The 15,531-nt window shown below is 47.8% G+C and carries 15 protein-coding genes; 11 read left to right on the forward strand and 4 right to left on the reverse strand.

Features of this window, described 5'->3' with window-relative positions:
- Nucleotides 1-35 precede the first annotated feature (35 nt).
- Complete coding sequence (locus tag JNUCC31_RS28270; RefSeq protein ID WP_192266658.1) at nt 36-2,030, reverse strand: beta-galactosidase; 1,995 nt, start codon at nt 2,028-2,030, stop codon at nt 36-38.
- Nucleotides 2,031-2,223: 193 nt separating this feature from the next.
- On the opposite strand from JNUCC31_RS28270, the gene JNUCC31_RS28275 reads away from it, so the two are divergent.
- Complete coding sequence (locus JNUCC31_RS28275; RefSeq protein ID WP_192266659.1) at nt 2,224-3,075, forward strand: helix-turn-helix transcriptional regulator; 852 nt, start codon at nt 2,224-2,226, stop codon at nt 3,073-3,075.
- A gap of 161 nt (nt 3,076-3,236) precedes the next feature.
- Here the strand turns inward: JNUCC31_RS28275 and JNUCC31_RS28280 are convergent, their stop codons facing one another.
- Both JNUCC31_RS28280 and JNUCC31_RS28285 read right to left on the reverse strand, forming a co-directional pair.
- Nucleotides 3,237-3,911 carry a hypothetical protein gene (locus JNUCC31_RS28280; protein ID WP_192266660.1) on the reverse strand — a complete coding sequence of 225 codons (675 nt, stop codon included), beginning with the start codon at nt 3,909-3,911 and terminating at the stop codon, nt 3,237-3,239.
- A gap of 42 nt (nt 3,912-3,953) precedes the next feature.
- Nucleotides 3,954-4,475, reverse strand: a complete 522-nt coding sequence (locus JNUCC31_RS28285) for a zinc metalloprotease (RefSeq protein WP_192266661.1) — start codon at nt 4,473-4,475, stop codon at nt 3,954-3,956.
- A 227-nt stretch (nt 4,476-4,702) separates the two neighbouring features.
- Here JNUCC31_RS28285 and JNUCC31_RS28290 point away from each other — a divergent pair, with 227 nt between their 5' ends.
- The 5 genes from JNUCC31_RS28290 to JNUCC31_RS28310 all read left to right on the forward strand — a co-directional run bounded on the left by JNUCC31_RS28290 (nt 4,703) and on the right by JNUCC31_RS28310 (nt 8,747).
- The gene (locus JNUCC31_RS28290; protein WP_192266662.1) at nt 4,703-5,380 is read left to right on the forward strand and encodes an SOS response-associated peptidase; all 678 of its coding nucleotides are present in this window, start codon (nt 4,703-4,705) and stop codon (nt 5,378-5,380) included.
- A 182-nt stretch (nt 5,381-5,562) separates the two neighbouring features.
- Entirely contained in the window at nt 5,563-6,693 is a 1,131-nt protein-coding gene (locus JNUCC31_RS28295) for an NADH-dependent flavin oxidoreductase (protein WP_192266663.1), read from the forward strand.
- Nucleotides 6,694-6,852: 159 nt separating this feature from the next.
- Nucleotides 6,853-7,620: a DeoR/GlpR family DNA-binding transcription regulator gene (locus JNUCC31_RS28300; protein ID WP_192266664.1), complete on the forward strand. Its 768-nt coding sequence runs from the start codon at nt 6,853-6,855 to the stop codon at nt 7,618-7,620.
- A 19-nt stretch (nt 7,621-7,639) separates the two neighbouring features.
- Nucleotides 7,640-8,098: an OsmC family protein gene (locus JNUCC31_RS28305; RefSeq protein ID WP_192266665.1), complete on the forward strand. Its 459-nt coding sequence runs from the start codon at nt 7,640-7,642 to the stop codon at nt 8,096-8,098.
- Between the two features lie 58 nt (nt 8,099-8,156).
- On the forward strand, nt 8,157-8,747 hold the full coding sequence (locus JNUCC31_RS28310; RefSeq protein ID WP_076289671.1) for a DUF2062 domain-containing protein: 591 nt from the start codon (nt 8,157-8,159) through the stop codon (nt 8,745-8,747).
- Here JNUCC31_RS28310 and JNUCC31_RS28315 read toward each other — a convergent pair.
- A complete protein-coding gene (locus JNUCC31_RS28315; RefSeq protein WP_192266666.1) occupies nt 8,725-9,654 on the reverse strand; it encodes an AEC family transporter in 930 nt (309 codons plus the stop codon). The two genes, JNUCC31_RS28310 and JNUCC31_RS28315, sit on opposite strands and share 23 nt — an antisense overlap.
- A gap of 214 nt (nt 9,655-9,868) precedes the next feature.
- On the opposite strand from JNUCC31_RS28315, the gene JNUCC31_RS28320 reads away from it, so the two are divergent.
- The 5 genes from JNUCC31_RS28320 (at nt 9,869) to pepF (ending at nt 15,520) form a co-directional block, all read left to right on the forward strand.
- Nucleotides 9,869-10,951: a lactonase family protein gene (locus JNUCC31_RS28320; protein ID WP_192266667.1), complete on the forward strand. Its 1,083-nt coding sequence runs from the start codon at nt 9,869-9,871 to the stop codon at nt 10,949-10,951.
- A gap of 423 nt (nt 10,952-11,374) precedes the next feature.
- A complete protein-coding gene (hxlA, locus tag JNUCC31_RS28325) occupies nt 11,375-12,007 on the forward strand; it encodes a 3-hexulose-6-phosphate synthase (RefSeq protein ID WP_192266668.1) in 633 nt (210 codons plus the stop codon).
- A gap of 4 nt (nt 12,008-12,011) precedes the next feature.
- Nucleotides 12,012-12,575, forward strand: a complete 564-nt coding sequence (hxlB, locus tag JNUCC31_RS28330) for a 6-phospho-3-hexuloisomerase (RefSeq protein WP_192266669.1) — start codon at nt 12,012-12,014, stop codon at nt 12,573-12,575.
- 287 nt (nt 12,576-12,862) lie between these two features.
- Nucleotides 12,863-13,222, forward strand: a complete 360-nt coding sequence (locus tag JNUCC31_RS28335; RefSeq protein ID WP_192266670.1) for a winged helix-turn-helix transcriptional regulator — start codon at nt 12,863-12,865, stop codon at nt 13,220-13,222.
- A 495-nt stretch (nt 13,223-13,717) separates the two neighbouring features.
- Entirely contained in the window at nt 13,718-15,520 is a 1,803-nt protein-coding gene (gene pepF, locus JNUCC31_RS28340) for an oligoendopeptidase F (protein ID WP_192266671.1), read from the forward strand.
- Nucleotides 15,521-15,531 lie beyond the last annotated feature (11 nt).

Genomic DNA, 15,531 nt, shown 5'->3' on the forward strand with positions numbered 1-15,531 from the left:
TATTTTCATTTTGTGATAAGCTGCATAGTTGCTGCTTATTGAATCTCCAAGATCTCGATTTCATATGGGCCAAGTTCCAAATGAGTGCTTTTATTATTTCCGTCCAGTGCACTCTTGTATGAGGAATGTAACGGAATGGAGACGGGTTCAGGACTTAAATTCAGGATAAAACGAAATGTACCATTCGGCCCTGAGCGGGTTGTAACTTGGACACCGTCTGGCAGGGATTGAATTCCGGACAGGCCACAATGTTCAGCGATGTTTCGCAATAACTGGCTCAAATAAGCTTCATCCGGCTGGGTCGCCACATAATAGACTGCACCTTTACCCCAGTTGTTTTGGGTGACAGCCGCACTTTCGGCATAAAATTGATCTGCATAAACTGCGATTGGCTGTGCCGTGTCCAGTTCCAATACATCAGCCCATTGTGTAGCAGCATACATGTTGCCTTGTTCATCCCGAATTTGAATTCGGTCACTACCGACAGGGTCATATTCGGTCACGCGCACGCCAGAACAAGCAGATAACAAACCTGGAAGCGGAGCCATGACACAGACATTGTTATTGTTTTTGACACCCGAGCGATGCGTCAGGATCAATATACCGCCATCCGCTGCAAAAGCTTGCAAACGTTCTGCTGTGTTCTCGTCCAGCAAATACAGGTGTGGTGCAATGATGATTTTGTAGCCATCCAGCGTATTCGTAGTGTGTATGACATCTGTACCGAGGCCGAGTTTGGTCAGGGCACGATGCCATACTTTTATATTTTCGTAGTACTCCAGCCCTTCGGCCTGCGGCTGAATCCGAAGGGCATTTAATTGATCATGCGAATGCAGGATGGCGACTTCGTTCTGCAACGTGGAGCCCTGCAGGCGTTCACCGAGACGGTTCACTTCGGTACATAGTTGTTGAAACTCCTTGAACCGTCGCCCTGGAACATTGCTGTGATCAATCAGGCCATGCCAGAACTGTTCTGCTCCTATCGTGGCGCTGCGCCAGCGGAAATGTACGACCGCATCCGCTCCGCGAGCAATGGTCTGCCAGGAGTAAGCACGCAGGAAGCCGGGCTGGGGTGTACGCCACATCGGAAACCAGCATCCCGGAGGTCCGCTAAGCTGCTCCATGATCCAGAAATTGCGGCGTTTGATGCCTCGTGTCAGATCTAACGACAAAGCGCCACTGTAAGGTGCGGTGTCCGTTTTGTTCGGTGAAGGGTTCGGATAGTAGTCAAAGGAAGCGAAATCCAGATCCTGACCGATTTTATATTGATCTGCTTTTTGCGGATAGCTGTGAAAATTATGAGTGACAAAATGATCGGGACAGTTATGCCGAATGATCTCGATTTGGATGCTTTGAAAAGCCACAATGGAATCCGACTGAAAACGGGAGTAGTCCAGCAGAAAAGAAGGATTCTGAAACGGAGAGCCGCCATATGGTGGCTCCACCTGTTCCCAATCGCTGTATTCTCCACTCCAGACAACAGTACCCCAAGCCTGGTTGAGCTGCCCTAGTGTATTGTACCGGGCACGAACCCACTCGCGAAAAGCCTCTGAACAAGCAGTACACTGACAATCCGTGAAACTGAATTCATTATCGGTCTGCCAGCCAATGACGGCCGGATGTCCTGCATATCGCTCGGTGAGCTTCTGTACAATTCGTGCACTGTACGTTCTCATGTTCGGACTGTTATAACAGCGGTGGCCGCGGACTCCTCCATGGTACAGCTGTCCACTTGGCAGCACCGGCAGAATATCAGGACATTTTTCAGTGAGCCAACGTGGCGGTGTCATTGTTGGTGTACCGATTACTACCTGAAGCCCATTATGATGAAGGGTATCCAGTGATTGATCAAGCCATGTCCAATCGAATTGTCCATCGGCAGGCTCCATGCGGCTCCAGGCAAATTCACCCACACGTACAATTCGTACTCCACTATCAGCCATTAGACGGGCATCCTGTTCCCACAGATCAGGGTCCCAATGTTCTGGATAATAATCAACGCCCATTTGTATAGGTTGGTTTTGGTTCATATAGGCTGCTCTCCTCTGGTCTGAAAAATAAGAATTTTCATGCAATGTCAATCCTGCGGTTAATTGATTTGGCATTATCATCTTGTGAAACAACTTAGAGTCTGTTTCATTTTATAATGGATAATGACAAGGGAATATAATAACATGTTGCGATAAGGTATCATGATCTTGCTATATGGAGAGGGTGAAACATATGCGAACACATTGGTTTATGCCGGAACCCGGACATGCAGGGTATGCATGTTATCCGGTGGCTTATGGAAGATATATCGATCCAGAGCATGGGGAACATCGTCCACACGGCATACGGGAGTACAATCTGCATCTGGTTTTCAGCGGACAGGGCAAAGTCAGAACTGATCAGGGGAACGTCCGATTAACGGCTGGACAAGGTTTTCTATATGCACCGGGACAGGCACAGCAGTATCATGCCAACCCATCCGATCCTTGGGATATCAGGTGGATTCATCTGCAAGCACATGATCTGGAACGGCTGCTGCGATTGCGGAATCCGGATAAAGTTTGGCTCTTTTCATTCTCTGGAGAGGACCGTTTCGAGGATTTGCATGAACAATTATGCCAGCTCGGTGCAGGTTATGAGAGTGTGCTTGAACCCAAATTGTCGGCTGTGCTGTATGAGCTGCTAGCTGAACTAGCGCGGAATTCGGAGTCCATCGAAGGTACGTCATTATTGAGCCATCAGGATACAATCCGCTCAACGGCCGATTATATTCGTCGTCAATGCACACAGCCGCTAAGTCTTGCCGAAATGGCAGAAACCGCGGGATACAGCGTGTATTATTTTAATCGCATGTTCAAGAGCATCATGGGCGTTCCGCCCGGCAGGTATTTGCTGGATTGCCGCATTCTGGTTGCCAAGAGAATGCTCGCAGACTCGGAACTGTCCGTGAAACAAATTGCTTCTCAGTGCGGATTTACGCACAGCAGTTATTTTATTCGCATGTTTCGGACGTATATCGGAATGACCCCTCAACAATTCAGATTATTGTACAGTCCGGGAAGCGGAGGAGTAAGAGGGACATAAGTAAAGAACCAAATATATCTATGAATAAGTTTTCACGTACCAAACAGGCATAGTCTGCCATCAATAATCAAAAAAACGTGCTGCCCAGTTTCTACGGAGCGGCACGTTTTTGCTATATGACTGAACAGTAGAGGGGAGGAACCAGAGTTTGTCCAACGAGGTTATTTGTTCTGCTCTTCGCTCTGGATTTCTTGCAACTCGTCGATGCTTAAGGTGAGATCATTCTCGGGATTCGCGCTTATAATCACTTCGGGCTTTGCTTGCTGCTCCCCTGGTTGAGTGGATTTGGCTGCGGGTTTGATCACATACAAGCTTTGCACGGAATTCAGCAGGCTCGCCGGGGTGTCTTCATACGTTTCCAGGAAGAGTACATAATCTTTGGTAGGAATGAATTGGATATTGTCATCGTTAATAATCTCGGTATTGCCCAGTTGTCCGCCAAGCTGTTTCACTTCAATGGTGTCCCCGGCAGCATGAGTTCCTTTGAAAGTTTCAGCAACCTTTATGGTATAAATCGTATAGATTTTATCAAAAGGAACAAGTTCTTCACCGCCCGGGTTACTTTGCTCATCCATAGCGCTTTCATTTACTGCAGGGGCTTGTACCATGTCATTCAATGCTTCCACTCGTGTTTGAATGACACTGCCTCTAACGATGGTGTTTGCTCTCTCGGAGAGGTCGCCGATGCTTGAGTAACTTGGGAAGTCCTCAGAAGCAATCATCGTAATGGGTGCATCTTTGGTGGCAGCTGTCTTTGTGGTAGCTGAGGAGCAGCCTAGAGCCGACAAAATGAAAATGGAAGAGGCCAGCATCGTCAATACTCGAATTTTTTTCATGGACAGGAATCCTCCTTGGATTTAGGGGTTTGAGAATAGCGGTTAGTACTTGGATCTGACGTTGTTGATATCGAAGGTTTGAGGCTTTGTCATGGTGTTCCGGTTACGGGAGTAGAGCATGATGGAAGGGCTGGTGGTGGATGGGTTGTCCCCGAGCCAAATGGAGTGTCCGAGCTCATGAACGAATACACTTTGAATAAAGTTGGATAAGTTGGTTGCATCAGCCGTAATGGTGGTTGCATTCAATTCAATGCGGAAGCTTACGACCTGACTGCCAGACACCGAGGCGTAGTTGACACCATATGCCGTGTTATTGAAGTTTCCGGCAGTAATGGTGTTGGGGGAATTGCTTGTTTTGGTAAACTTTACTTTGGCGCCGGCGTTGTTCCAATTGCTGAGAGAGGCATCCATGGGGGTTTGCCATGCGGAGGCATAGTTGTATGTACGAATCGGGATGGTGGAACTTGAGTAGCCGTAGGTTAGAAAAGTTGCCGCATAGATGGTACTGCCGAACATCGCGATGGCCGAAAACAACATGATGCTCATGAGGAACTTCCTTTTCATACTTAAAACCTCCAATAAATGTATTTTTTCTCTATTATAGTAACAAGGAATAGAGCGATTGAAATGAGTCTTAAGTCTTTGTTTTCGTGTTAAAAACAAAGGACTTTGCTGGATTAGACCTTATTTCCGTCTGAAAAAGTCGATTGCTGTCCATTGGTGTATGCATAATTTCCCTGCAATAACAAACAATACATTCAAATCCACGCAGGGAAAGGAAGTGCCTGAACATGTGCAACCGTTTTTCATTGGCAGCCGATTTGGATGAGGTCAGGGATCATTTCAAGATTGAACGAGTCATGTATTATTACAAAAACCGTTATAATATCAGCCCTACCCAGCACACACCGATTATTTTGCATCAGGACGGAGAGCGGATATTGGACGAATTCCGGTGGGGATTCATTCCGTTCTGGGGACGTGATGCTGTCAACGCCAATCTCATGACGGTGCATGAGAATCCAGCCTACTACAAGCTGGTAGAGACGAAGCGTTGTGTTATCCCATGCAATGGTTTGTATTACTGGCGTCAGGAAGGCAAGAAAAGCTATGCGGTACGTGTGGTTATGCCGGATCGCGGATTGTTTGGCATTGCGGGCTTATACGAGGTATGGAAAGATACGCGCAAACAGCCGCTGCGTACCTGCACGATGCTGATGGCGGGGGCGAATATGGTTACACGGGAGTTTGGCAGCAAAATGCCGGCAATTCTGTCCGAAGAAGAGATCAATACCTGGCTTGATCCGGCCAACACCCGGGTGACTCAGTTGCTTCCACTTTTGAAATCGTACAACAGCACAGAAATGAATCTGTATCCGGTTACTCCGATGGTAGCGAATGATGAGCATGACTGTTATGAATGTGTAGAAGAGATGGATCAGAAGCTGGCATACGTGCGCAGTTTCTAAGCTGAGCAAGCAGTCTGATGAGGCGGAGCGTACAGTACACTCCGTCTTTTTGGGTTGAGCTGGAAAAAAAGTCTAATGAAAAGTTGCAATGTGAGTGAAACGTAACTATAATCATTACAGTAAGTGGACGCACATATTCATATATCTATTAAAAGAGATGTTTAATCAGGAGGGAACCACGAATGAATCCAAAGTTTAACAAGATGTTTGAACACGTTTCACTGCCAAATGGCATTACGTTGAAAAACCGGATCGTGCTCGCTCCCATGACTCATATGTCCTCGAATCCGGATGGCACTGTATCCGACGCGGAACTTGCCTATTATGCACGACGTACCGGCGGAGCTGGTATGTCTGTTACGGCTGTAACTCATGTCACTCCGAACGGGATTGGTTTTCCGGCTCAGTTCGGCAGTTATGACGACAGCTTTATTCCCGGTCTTAAACGTTTGGCCGATACGATTAAACAGCAGGGCTCGAAAGCCGTCCTGCAAATTTTCCATGCAGGTCGTCTCACGCCAGAACAAGCGGTACCAGCGGGGGAAGTCGCTGCTCCAAGCGCTATTGCCAGTGAGCGTCCGGGATCTCCTGTACCAAGAGAGTTGTCTGATGACGAAATTACATCCATCATCAACGACTTTGGGGAAGCAACTCGTCGTGCCATTGAAGCCGGATTCGATGGTGTTGAGATTCATGGTGCGAACGGTTATCTGATCCAGCAGTTCTTCTCTCCGCATTCCAACCGACGTGAAGATCGCTGGGGTGGAAGCATTGAGAAGCGCCTGACATTCCCGCTGGCAGTTGTGGATGAAGTACAGAAAGTGGTAGCAGAACATACAAAACTGCCGTTTATTGTGGGATACCGTTTCTCACCGGAAGAGCCGGAAACACCGGGATTGACCATGGAAGAGACATATGCACTGGTCGATGCACTGAAAGATAAAAATTTGGATTACCTGCATGTATCCGTCAACGAGTTCTGGTCCAAGCCAAGACGAGGTGAAGCAGACACGCGTTCCAGAATTGAATTTATCCTTGATCGTGTTGGTGGCAAATTGCCTGTCATTGGTGTAGGTTCCATTCATACAGCAGATGAGGCAGCCGAAGCGCTTGAGAGCGGCGTGCCCTTGCTGGCGATTGGCCGTGAGCTGATTATCGAGCCGGATTGGGTCGAGAAAATCGAAAGTGGACGTGAAGAAGATATCGAGACCATTCTGACCAAAGCGGATCAGGAGCGTCTGGTGATCCCTGACGGATTGTGGAATGCCATTATACACACACCGGGCTGGTTCCCTATGGCTGACGATAAATAAGACATGATCTCATAGGAAATGGAGGGAGCTTGCGCTTAAAGCAAGCCCCTCTTTTTTGCACTCACTGCACCTTGATGAAATTCTACTTCCGGGGGCGCTGTGGTATGATGAGATGAACAGGATTCATCTTGGATAATCAACGGTTTGGAGTGAATGAAGATGCTCGTGGCTGAACGTTATGAGAAAATAGTGGAATGGGTGGATGCGCAGGGAAGCATGCGCGTAACCGAGCTTAGTGAACGCTGCGGCGTGACGGAAGAGACGATCCGTCGTGATCTGGACAAGTTGGAGCAGGCGGGAAGGCTCAGACGTTCCCATGGCGGGGCTGTCAGCGTAAAATATAAAGAAGAGGGGCAGTCGGAAATCCCTTATCCGGAGCGGGCTGTAACTCATGCAGAAGAGAAACGAAGAATTGCGGACGAGGCGGTGAAAATGGTAGAGCCTGGGGACCGGATTGCGTTGGATGCCAGTACAACGGCATGGTACATGGCTTCAGGACTGCCAAACATACCACTCACCGTGTTAACCAACTCCATAAAAGTCGCGGCGGAGCTGAGCAACAAGGAACAGATCCGTGTGATCGCCACAGGCGGGCAGCTTGCTTCGAAGTCCTTGTCGTTTGTAGGGCCGCTTGCTGAACGTTCACTTGATGCTTATCATGTGGATAAAGTTTTCTTATCCTGCAAAGGTGTACATCTGACCAAGGGTATCAGCGAGTCGAATGAATTGCAGGCACTGGTGAAGCAGAAGATGATCAGCATAGCCGATGAATTTATTTTGCTGGCGGATTCGAGCAAGTTTGGCGTACAGGCTTTTACAAGAGTGGCGGAACTCAGCAGTGTGGCCAAAGTAATAACTGATCTGGGCTTAGATGAAGAGCAGGTTAGCGCACTGAATGAACACTCCATTGCATGTGTCCGGGTCTAACTAGAAAGGAATGAATACAATGAAACATCCTTTTCACCTGAAAGCTGTTTGGAATGGTGGACGTAACAGTGAAGGGCATATTGATGCAGGCGGGTTAAAAACGGTCATTTCGATTCCACAGGAGATGGGTGGTCCGGGTACCGGAACCAATCCCGATGAGATGCTGCTAGGCGCAGCTTCCACCTGTTATTTGATTACACTGGCAGCAATGCTGGAGCGATCGGATATTACACCGGATGAGCTGACACTGGAGTCCGAAGCGACGGTTGATGTCACCAATAATGTATTTACGTATGAGCAGATCGTACACAGACCCCGCATTGTGCTCAAAGCAGATGTATCTGAGGCAGATTTGACGAAAGCGGAGCGACTGGCATATAAAGCAGAAGAGTCCTGCATGATCTCCAGAGCTGTGGCTGGTAACGTCGCCATCAAGACACGGCCTGTGATTATAAAAGCAGGCGTTAACGCGGTGTGATATACTGAAAAATAGGCGGCTCGAGCCGTCATTTGTGTAAGATAAGGGGAAGTTCGGGATGAACCTACAGAAAAGCAAAAACTCACGATTTGCGCGTTTAACACGTGCCTTGAAGCTTAATTTTCTTAAATTATTACGTGCTCCCGGCGGAGCACATAAAGTGTCTACCGGATTTGCTTTGGGATTTGGCCTGGAACTGATCGTCATATCGACAGCATCACTCGTTTATCTTGTGTTCTATCCGATTGTACGTTTGTCGGGTGGTTCACTGCCAGCAGCCATTGTGGGCAACGTGGTCGGCAAGCTCACATTCCTGCCCATCATATTGATGCCGCTTGCCAAGCAAATTGGTTCCTGGATATTGCCGGCGCACAGCATGGGGCAGGGGCTTGTTCATGAGAGTGCCTTTATGGAGCTGTTTCGTGGCAACTGGTCCGCGCTAAGTGAACTTTTGCTGGGTGGTCTGGATATTTTGGCAGGCATGTCCGTCTTTGGAGTCATCCTGGGTGTGATTTCTTACTTTGTCGTCAAGTTCTTCTATGTCAGAGCACTCAACCGTCGCTTTGAACGCCGATTGGAGAAACGCAAGCAGGCAGCGATGTCTCCAACTTCGGCTTCCGTGTTAATCAGGAAGACATCACAATCATAATTGGCAGAATGACCATGGAGGCAGCGGTTGTCCATAGAATACAGCGGGAAACAAACTGCGGAGAGGCATTGAATTGCTCGGCCAAAATGACTGCGTTCACTGCGGTTGGCATGGACGCCAAGATCAGCAGCACACTGAATAACGTTCCTTCTATCTGAAGTGCGGTTAGGATCAGATACGAAAGTACTGGTGCTGCGGCAAGCCGTACTACAAGTCCAGTCCAGAATGCTCGGCGGACATTAGGTTTCCAAGGTTCGACCGAACCACGTGGTCTTAACATCTGTGCACCGAGAATGGCCAGTACGACAGGGGAATAACCGGCTGCGAGCATGGAGATACCTCCATCCAGTGCCACTGGCAAGTTCAGATTGGATGCACGTAGGATGATGGCTATCGCAGCAGCATAGATGGAAGGCATACGGAAGACGGACAGCATCGCATTTTTGACCGTGAATTCGGATCTGGCAGCAAAAAAGATACCTACTGTGTTTACAATAATCATCTGTCCGATGACATATACCGAAGCCTTATCCAATCCAAGCTGTCCAAAGGCAAGCAACACAAGCGGGAGCCCATAATTCACGCAGTTCGTAAACGTGGAGACAAGGGTGAGTCCCGCTTTTTCGCTTGCGCCAAGATGGAATACTCGGCTCAGCAGTTCAGCTAGTGCCCACAGGGCAATCAGATTTATGATGGAGAACCAGAACGTGCCCGTTACGTCCGTCCATGTAATCTCGGCGTGCAGCAGCGTATCAAAAATGAGCGCAGGACTCAAAATATAAAGGGAAAAGGTCGACAGCGGCCGGGTATCCCAATGTTTGAACTGTTTTAGCAGAATGCCTCCAATGACCGGAAGGGATATGGGCAGAAATACATGATATAACGTGAGCAGAAATGAATTAAACAACCGAATTCAGTCCTTTCTGGGTGAAAAACCTATTTTATCATAGCAGAAGTTAATCTTTGTCGGGAATGGATTCTGTCGTGTCTTGCGTATTGAGCATATGTTGAGGCAGCTACTTTCATGGATGGGCAGGGACGTTCGATTGCTATTTTGATATGGCAGATTTATTATAGAAGAGGTGCAACGAGATTACATACACATAGAGGAGGAAACTGTAATGAGTGAATCAAAACGCTTGCTCGTATTGGTCGGCTCTTATGCCGAAGCGGAAAATGAGGGCATTTACGCATATGAATTGAATGAGGATACAGGTAACCTCTCCAAGCTTGACGGCATCTCGGGCGTAAAAAACCCAACGTTTGTCAACGTGGATGCTGAAGGTAATAAACTGTATGCGATCGGTGAAACGGTGTCTGCCGAAGGCAATAAAATGTCTGAAGCCGTGGCTCTGAGTATTGATCCTTCTACAGGAAAATTGTCATTGCTGAATCGTCATGACTCGATTTCGGCTCCACCATGCCATATCCAACGTGATCCTTCCGGACGGTACTTGATCCTGTCCAGCTACCATGGTGGTCTGGTAGGACTGCAAGCCTTGACGGATAACGGTGAAGTTGGAGCGCTTCTGGACGAGAAGAAACATGAAGGCAAAGGTGCGCATCCGGAGCGTCAGGACAAGCCGCATGTGCATTCCGCGTTCTTCAGCCCGGATGGCAAATACATGATGGTACAGGATCTGGGTGCGGACAAAATCGCAATCTACTCCATTGATGCAGACAAGAACGAACTCGTGCTGCACAGTGAAACCAAAACACATCCGGGTGCAGGGCCGCGTCATCTGGCATTTCATCCGAATGGTCAATTCGCTTATGTCATTAACGAAGTGGATTCCTCCATTACGTCTTTCCGTTATGATGCAGCAGCAGGCACGTTGACAGAGGTTTCCACCGTGTCTACATTGCCTGACGGTTATGACGGCAGTGAAAACACAACAGCTGAAATCGCAGTATCCAACGATGGTCGTTTCGTATACGGTTCGAACCGCGGGCATGACAGCATTGTGGTATTTGCAGTAGACGCTGAAACAGGACATCTGACACTGGTTGAGCATGTATCTGCTGAGGGTGAACACCCGCGTCACTTTGCATTGACGCCGAATGGCAAAATGCTGATTGCAGCTAACCGTGATACGAACAATATCGTTTCCTTTACTGTCGATCAGGAGAGCGGACGTCTGAAATACACAGGTCATAGCACGGGTGTATCGAAGCCCGTATGTGTGAAACCTGTTTATCTGTAAATCCGGAATTAGTGATAAATTAGCCTGAGGCTCAAATTGATTTCAGGATCAATATGGGATGATCTTGCTGACTTGAAACGTGGAAAAGACCCTGCCTTGTATCTTGTGGCAGGGTCTTTTTTGGTTAAGGCAAGCTTAGGAAATCGCGAATGATTACATATGTAGCTTAGCTTGTGAAACCATACCGTAATCTATTTGTTCTGTTTAACTTCGGATAACAGTATGTTTTACACAATAGTATCGTGCAGGTAACTACCTGACTTCAAAGTGCGTACTTCCAGAATGGATAGTCAGGATCTACAATGAATGAGCAGCCATGACAAACATTGCATGCATCTAAGCAGGCTGAACGGTGCAGGCTAAATATTTTAACCATCCTTTACAGGACATACTCATATTCGAACAACAAAGGAGAAATGAATCGTGAAATTGCAATTGGCATTGGACTTGGTCAACATCCCTGAAGGTATAGCACTTGTTAAAGAAGTTGAACCATATATCGATATCGTTGAGATTGGCACGCCAATCGTTATTAATGAAGGGTTGCATGCGGTTAAGGCGATGAAAGAAGCCTTTCCTAACTTGCAAGTACTCGCCGATCTGAAAATCATGGACGCGGGTGGCTACGAAATCATGAAAGCGGCTGAAGCTGGCGCGGACTTGGTAACGGTCCTTGGTGTAAGCAACGACATGACGATCAAAGGCGCTGTTGAAGAAGCGAAAAAACAAAATAAACTCGTGCTGGTTGATATGATCAACGTGTCTGATATCGAAACACGTGCACGTGAAGTGGATGCCCTTGGCGTAGATTACATCTGTGTACACACTGGTTATGATCTGCAAGCAGTTGGACAAAGCCCGTTCGAAGATCTGCAAACGATCAAACGTGCGGTAAAAAATGCGAAGACTGCTGTTGCTGGTGGAATTAAACTAGAAACATTGCCTGAAGTGATCAAAGCAAAACCGGATCTGGTCATTGTGGGTGGCGGTATCACTGGACAAGCAGATAAAGCTAAAGTTGCAGCTGAGATGCAACGTTTGGTTCAACAAGGGTAACTGCATGAGCAGCCGACAATATGCAGCTGACATCTTGCAGGAGCTGGAACGTACGCTGAGCCAGATCGACGACACGGAGATGCAGACCATGGCGGAACATATTCTGGCTGCCGAACAGGTTTTTGTGGCAGGCGCAGGCCGATCAGGTCTGATGGGAAAGGCTTTTGCCATGAGATTGATGCAGATGGGTCTTCGGGTTTATGTAGTCGGGGAGACCGTTACGCCAGGGATCTCTCCGAAAGACTTCCTTTTGTTATGCTCAGGCTCAGGAGAGACAGGCAGTCTGGCGGCGATGGCCCAGAAGGCCAGTAAAGCAGGTGCTCCTGTGGGTCTGATCACAATTAAACCAGAGTCCACCATTGGACAGCTGTCAGATACCGTGGTTCGTCTTCAGGCCTCCGCCAAAGAGGATACAGCGAACGCCGGAGCGGCAGTCACCATTCAGCCGATGGGCTCTCTGTTTGAACAGGGGCTACTGCTGAGCATGGACGCACTGGTGCTCACTATGATGGAAATGAAGAGTATGACTGGAACAGACATGTTTGGGCGTCATGCCAATCTGGAATAGTCCATATGTCATAGACTTCATGTATTAGAATAGATGGAAGACCGGAATTCCCTTAAACAAGTGGGAGTTCCGGTCTTTTCTGCTATCGTTGCCCCTGTAGTCTTATTCGGGGTTTGCTTAACATCAGGGTCGTGCTGTAGTAGAATGAATACAAGCTGTATCGAACCAATGAACCCGTTATATGATACAAGGGAGCGGCAAGTTCTCCTGCTGCGGAGTGTTCTTGTGATATGCGTATTGCATTTTAGCGATATAAGATTGATTGGAAGAAAAGGAGGCTCGGAGTCATGGCGGTGGAAGTCAAGGAACGGATTAATTTGAAAGAGATCAACTGTGAGAAAGAATTGACCCTTGCTGTGATTGGCGGCAAATGGAAACTGATTATTTTATGGCATTTGGGTCTGGAAGGCACCAAACGTTTCAGTGAGCTGAAACGGCTAATTCCTCATATTACCCAAAAGATGCTGACCAACCAGTTACGCGAGCTGGAGGAAGACAAGCTCATTGAGCGCAAGGTGTATGCAGAAGTACCTCCTCGTGTAGAATATACGTTGACGGATCACGGCCAGAGCCTGATGCCCGTGCTGCATGCGATGTATAACTGGGGTAAAAACTATGGTGAAAATGTGATTTGGAAATCAGAATAAATTTAAGTTAAAACGAACCGCCGGGTAAATGGATATTTCCATCACCCGGCGTTTTTTTATATTTTTAATTTTTGGTCAGTGGATCAACAGTTTACTCCAAACGGAGCGGGCAGAATTAGCTTGAAGAAGTAGATCTAGAAGCTTTCTGAAAGAAGCTACATCAGAAGCATGCGCCTCGCATTTATCCCTAGATTTCCCCCGTTTACTTGGATTGAACTAACGTTCACACGAGAACGTAGAGGACAGAAAGAACCTGAAGAAGCAGAGCGTTCGCCTTTATCACCAGATTTTCACCTTTGTAGAATTGAATCAAAAAATCTGGGGATAACAGCGATCGGAAGGTTGTTCTGTCATCGGAGTGGTAAGTGTGAATATTGTTTAGTTCAATCTATAATCCCTTGAACCAAAAGGCTCATTTTAGAAGATGTAAGGTATAAAAGCTTCGAATATGCTACGATGAGAGATATTGGAAATGTAAGGAGGATGACATGAAAGATGGAAAAAATACGTACACGCGATGAAGTAAGCCAGGAAACCACTTGGGATCTGCGAGATTTGTTTGGAACGGATGCAGAGTGGGAGCAGGAACTCAGATCACTGCCTGAGGCAGCTGCCCATATCGAAACGTTCAAAGGACTTCTGGGCGAAAGCGCCGAGCAATTGCTGGCTTGTCTGGATGCCCGTGAAGCACTTCAGGAACGGATTGGCAAAACAGCTTCGTATGCCCGGCTTAAACAGTCGGAGGACAGTACCAACCCTGTGAATATCGAGAATTCAGCCAAGGCGGGAGACATTCTATCGAATCTGTCGTCGTCCTTGTCTTTTGTCAATTCAGAGATCGTTGATCTTCCGGATGGAACGGTTGAGCGTTATATGGAAGAGCTTCCGGGGTTGCAGCCCTACGCCCGCAGTCTGGAACGTTTGATTCAGGAGAAGGCGCATCGCCTTTCGCCCGAGACGGAGAAAGTACTCGCCTCCCTTGGAGAAGTCCTGGATTCTCCCTATCGCATCTATCTGCGGGGTAAACTGGCAGACATGACATTTGACGATGCACTCGATGGCGATGACAACAATCGACCGCTGTCCTGGTCATTCTATGAAAATAATTATGAAATGTCATCGGATACGAAGCTGCGCCGCTCTGCTTATGCCGCCTTCAGCTCCAAATTGAATGATTACAAAAATACCTTTGCTGAAGGTTACGCAACTGAAGTGAAGAAACAGGTCGTTCTGTCCAGACTGCGTGGATATGATGATGTTACGGACATGCTGCTCAGCCCGCAGCAAGTAAGCAAAGAGATGTACAACAATGTACTGGATATCATCCAGCAGGAACTTGCACCCCACATGCGCAGACTGGCAGCGCTCAAGAAACGTGAGTTGGGTCTGGATAAGCTGATGTTCTGTGATCTGAAAGCCCCACTGGACCCGGAATTCAGTCCTGCTATTACATATGAGGAAGCCTGTACGCTTATTCAGGAAGCCCTTGCCGTGCTGGGACCGGAATATGGTGAAATAGTGGAACGTGCATTTAGTGAGCGATGGGTAGATTACGCTGATAATGCGGGAAAATCGACAGGAGCTTTTTGTTCGTCCATATACGGATCTCATTCCTATATCTTAATCTCGTGGGCGAACAATATGCGAGGAGCATTCACGCTTGCTCATGAAGTAGGGCATGCCGGGCATTTCATGCTTGCTGGAAAGTACCAACGGCTTACGAATACTCGTCCGTCCCTTTATTTCATAGAGGCCCCTTCAACGATGAATGAAATGCTGCTGGCAGATCATTTGTTGAAGCGTTCGGACAATCCGAGAATGCGTCGTTGGGTCATTTTGCAATTGCTGAATACGTATTACCACAACTTTGTTACACATCTGCTTGAAGGTGAGCTGCAGCGGCGGGTATATGCACTCGCAACCAAGGATGAACCTATTACGGCAAAGACGTTGAGTCTGCTTAAGGGAGATATTCTCTCCGAGTTCTGGGGTCCTGATCTGGTCGTCGACGAAGGTGCAAAACTGACCTGGATGAGACAGCCTCATTATTATATGGGACTGTACCCCTACACCTATGCAGCAGGTTTGACGGCATCTACCGCGGCCGCACAGCTGATTCGGAAAGAAGGGCAGCCTGCAGTGGATCGCTGGCTTGAAGCACTCAAATCAGGCGGGAGCCTCACGCCGCAGGAACTGATGAAGCTTGCGGGTGTGGACATGTCCGGACCTGAGCCGATTCGTGCTGCTGTCGCCTATGTTGGCAGTCTGGTTGATGAACTTGAACGTCTGTATTCGTAATCAGGTTCATA

Origin of the sequence: Paenibacillus sp. JNUCC-31 (genome assembly GCF_014844075.1) — a bacterium.
GTDB lineage: Bacteria > Bacillota > Bacilli > Paenibacillales > Paenibacillaceae > Paenibacillus.